Raw genomic sequence first — 3,990 nt, 5'->3', positions numbered from 1 at the left:
GGGCTATCAACATGGCTTCACTCCCTGGGTGGATTGAAACGACTCTATCAACTCTTGCAGAACGGCTCGCGCCATGAAGAGTGGATAGCGTTTAGAGTCTATGCAATCATCCGGGATGCGACAACTAGGGACATACCGCGTGTCCGGGGTGACCGGGTGACCGGGTCCGTCGAGGAACATCTGCGCGATCTCCTGGAACTTTTCGCCAACTTTGCCCCGTATTTCAATCTCGTCCGTGAACGAAACCACGCTTCGCCGCACCTTGCAGCCGTGCTTCGCCTCCAGCGCCAGCTCGGCATCGTTCATGTTGTCGCGCACCAGCTGCCACCGGCGATCGCCTTCCTCGGCAAATCGATGTAGAGGCGGGGCGTCTGTCCGATGTTGTAGATAATGGTTGTGCGGACGTTCATCGCTCCACTGTAGCGCCCTATAATCACTGCAACAGTTATACTTTCATATAACTGGAGAAAACGATGCCTATCACGAACCTTCGACAAGTCGGTGGCTTCGTCATGATGGCGGTGCCTCGCGCGTTCCTTGACCAGCTGCACCTTACCGCTGGCGCCTCGGTCGGCATCAGCCTGGAGGGCGACCGCATGGTAGTCGAGCCCAAGCCCGCCACGCGGTACACCTTGGAAGAGCTCATCGCGGTCGGCCCGGTGCCGCCCCGGACCGCCGACGACGAAGCGTGGCTCTCGGGCGGACCCATGGCCCTTTGCTGCCCCGCTCCCGGATGAGATTAATGTCTCATGATCGCATACCGTGCAAGGAATTATGCCGGGGCCGCTTGGGCCGGAGGCGCAAAGTAAGACAGGCGTCATCGCCGACCGGCTGGCCAAGCTTGGGGGGTGTTAGGGTCCAAGCAATTCGGATTTTCTTAGTTAAATACGCTCGAGATTTTTCTTATTTTTTGCCGTGTTAGTCGGCAAAGGGAAAACAAGCCAATGGCCCAAATTTCCGGGGCAACACAAAGCCACCTTCCTTCTACTGCACTAACACTCTAGTTCGGGCACTTACCTCAACAGCTCCCCAAGCAATCAACCCTTGTAAAATTCGATGAAACTTTATCCAATCGAAGAGAACGGGCACCTTGAAACTGACGTTGCGTCCCAAGATCTATCAGAAATCGTCATCGCAACGCAAACTCTGTATAAACGCAAAGGTTTTGTACCGCCCTGGATTGGCTATCTCGCGGTCGAAAATGCGCGGTATGTGGGTACTTGTGCTTTCACGAGCCCTCCTTACGCAGGCGAAGTGGAAATTGCCTATTATACGTTTCCCGGGTGCGAGAACAACGGCATTGCGACAAGCATGGCGGGGGAGCTTTTGAAAATTGCGCGGAATCAAACATCAAAAATTATTATTATCGCGCACACTTTGCCTCAAGATGGAGCCTCAAGTGCGGTACTTCGCAAACACGGATTCGAATTAACAGGGGAGATTGAACATCCTGAAGATGGGCCTGTGTGGAAATGGATTCTCCGTAAGCTTGATTCGGCTCCGGCAGATGGTCAGACCCGCAGTACTTGAATCGCTCTACCCCCTCGTGTATGACACCCAGACCAAAGGCCTCATGGGTGTGCGGTTCGAAAGCGAGCCGGACGAACTTGGCCTGGAAGATCTCGACGCCTGGCCGGTGCGTAGGCATTCGGTACTCGGCTCTCTCGCTGGGATCTTCAAATGCGTGGTGTATGGACTGCACGGGGAGGCTCATCTCAAGTCATGGACTGCTTTTGTCCATCCCGGATCATCGGCACTTTGCGAACGCATGATGGCGCTTCACTAGCGAGCACACACCGTTGCGGCTGGAGATCTGCAAAAGGCTTGCGCGCTGCGGTAGGTCAACGAGCGACTTTCCGGATGCACGGGCGCGAGCTTGCGGCGGGCCTCCATCAAACCCACGACGAGGCTCGCATTGATGCTGGATCCGCTCTTCTGCCGCAGTTAACAGAAAAACAAAGGTGAACTGTCGGCGCTAGCATCTGTCCCGGCCGTGCGCCGATAAAATCTAGCGCTGACTGCTACTATATGTCTCTCGACCACGAGCAATAATATGCCTTCGGAAACCGTAGCTATCGTTGAACATAAAACCTCATGGAGCGCTGATTTCCAAATCATCGCCACGGAGCTACGAGATGTGCTGGGGAGCATAGCCCTTGGAGTTGATCACATCGGCTCCACAGCAGTCCCTTCGCTTGCCGCTAAAAACATCATTGATATCCAAGTAACCGTGCTCCGTCTGGACGCCGCCATCTCAGAAAAACTTCGGGTTGCCGGCTTCAGCAGCTGCGGCGAAATAGTCAAACGGGACCATGTGCCTCCTGGCTTCGAGGATCGGGAACAGGACTGGACAAAACTCTTTTTCACGCAGCGTACTGGGGATCGACGAAGTAACATTCACGTTAGGCAGCTCGATAAACCTAATCGGCGCTATGCGCTACTCGTCCGTGACTACCTGCGAGCCAATGGAAGCGTTGCGGAAGCTTATGGTGAGCTAAAAAAGCGGCTAGCTTTGGCGTTGTCCAATTCTGATTGCTATTCGGTTGTCAAAGATCCCGTCGCTGACATCATATATTTTTCGGCCGAGAGTTGGGCCCTGAAAACTCGGTGGCAGCCACCAGGCGCAGCTTAGCCAAGTCTCCATTCGCGACCAGACCTGTTGGCAATCGATTCTGGCCAACTCAAAGTGGTGGGTGCTGGAGGATTGGCGCTTCTTTAAAAGACTCTGCCCTTTGAATAAATAGGGAAATTTATAGGTTCAGCTGAATTATTCTCTTGGACGCCGACGGCTTGAGCATGGAAAGGCGGTACCACCTGCTACAGACGGTGACAGGCATCGCGCACGTTCTTCTCCACTTGGCCCTTCTCCCAGCCCGAGGCCCGGTTGCAAAACTCTGCTTCAAATAGGAAGTCGCTGACCATGGCGGCAAAGCGCGCATTGACGTCATGCTTCTGGAACTCGGCGCACCCGGTCGCCTGCGGTGCGCATGTTGTCGCAGATGCCCCCGCCTCGGCACGCCGCGTAGCACGACGAACGCATGGTTATGCGCGTTAAAAAGCATCTCGTGCGTCTACGAGAGATAGGTGCGCAGGTAGAACGCCCTGCTGTGACTGAGCTTGAAGTGAGCCACCTGTAACTTGGTGCGCACCCCGGCAATTACCGCCCAGTCGTCGCTCCAGTTGAACTGGAAGGCCTCACCAGGCGCGAACGCCAAGGGAACAAAAGTGCCGCCTCCGGTGGTCTGCTGGGCTACTCGACGCTGCTTGTGCAGAGCTTGGCAAAGGGAGCGACCCGATTGTAAGAACCGTCGTAACCCAGAGCCTGCAGATCGGCGTGCATCCGCTTGGTGGTTCGTTGGTTCTTGCGGGATCGGCCCTCCTCAGCCTTCAGCCGTCCAGCCACCTAGCGTGAGCGCAAAGGGATCAAGCTTGTAGGGGCTTACCCATTTGGAATAGTGCAGCTCGTCGGCATGGGAGCGCAGGTGTTTACGGATGGTGTTACGCGAGAGGCCCTTGCGGCGGACGATCTCGCGAAAGGACATGTACTCTCGCAGGGGGCCCAGCGCCTGATGAAACTCACTGTTGCCACGTCTATCACTCCTGGTCTCCTGCTGCTTAACAAATCAGCAGGTTAGCGTTAGTACGTGGGTCAGATTTAGATGAAAATCTTGGGATCAGTGGGGTTACTTCTGAATGGAAATCAATAGTCTTCTGCATCGCGGCCTTACAGAACGCCAATATATAGTGACCCGATGATCACTCTGCCGCGCCACAACGGCATACGTGCTATCTGCGCATCGCCCTTCCCGCTCGCAAATAAGGTTGTACAGCAGGTGCAGTGGTGGCTTCCGTCAACACTTAAGTGTCGCATCCCGGATGATTGCATAGACTCTAAACGCTATCCACTCTTCATGGCGCGAGCCGTTCTGCAAGAGTTGATAGAGTCGTTTCAATCCACCCAGGGAGTGAAGCCATGTTGATAGCCCTGCA

4 protein-coding genes and 2 pseudogenes are annotated in these 3,990 nt (G+C 55.0%); 4 read left to right on the top strand and 2 right to left on the bottom strand.

The window, feature by feature from the left end; all coding sequences use genetic code 11:
- The 3 genes from KW835_RS26530 to KW835_RS26520 all read left to right on the top strand — a co-directional run.
- Positions 1 to 360: hypothetical protein (locus KW835_RS26530; RefSeq protein WP_218387741.1), on the top strand; the 360-nt coding region annotated here is incomplete at its 5' end.
- 113 nt (positions 361 to 473) lie between these two features.
- Positions 474 to 737, top strand: coding sequence for an antitoxin (locus tag KW835_RS26525; RefSeq protein WP_218387740.1), 264 nt, complete (start codon positions 474 to 476; stop codon positions 735 to 737).
- A gap of 319 nt (positions 738 to 1,056) precedes the next feature.
- Positions 1,057 to 1,530 carry a GNAT family N-acetyltransferase gene (locus tag KW835_RS26520; protein ID WP_218387739.1) on the top strand — a complete coding sequence of 158 codons (474 nt, stop codon included), beginning with the start codon at positions 1,057 to 1,059 and terminating at the stop codon, positions 1,528 to 1,530.
- A gap of 37 nt (positions 1,531 to 1,567) precedes the next feature.
- Here KW835_RS26520 and KW835_RS27210 read toward each other — a convergent pair.
- Positions 1,568 to 1,648: pseudogene (locus KW835_RS27210) on the bottom strand (hypothetical protein); the annotation flags it as partial.
- Positions 1,649 to 2,053: 405 nt separating this feature from the next.
- On the opposite strand from KW835_RS27210, the gene KW835_RS26515 reads away from it, so the two are divergent.
- The gene (locus KW835_RS26515; protein ID WP_218387738.1) at positions 2,054 to 2,632 is read left to right on the top strand and encodes a GrpB family protein; all 579 of its coding nucleotides are present in this window, start codon (positions 2,054 to 2,056) and stop codon (positions 2,630 to 2,632) included.
- Between the two features lie 188 nt (positions 2,633 to 2,820).
- On the opposite strand, the pseudogene istA reads toward KW835_RS26515, so the two are convergent.
- Positions 2,821 to 3,598, bottom strand: a pseudogene (gene istA, locus KW835_RS26510) (IS21 family transposase); the annotation flags it as partial.
- Between the last annotated feature and the right edge of the window lie 392 nt (positions 3,599 to 3,990).

The sequence above is a fragment of the Acidovorax sp. sic0104 genome (genome assembly GCF_019219095.1).
Taxonomy (GTDB): domain Bacteria; phylum Pseudomonadota; class Gammaproteobacteria; order Burkholderiales; family Burkholderiaceae_C; genus Acidovorax.
The sequence above is the reverse complement of the archived record's forward strand: the minus strand, read 5'-3'. Positions and strand labels throughout refer to the sequence as shown.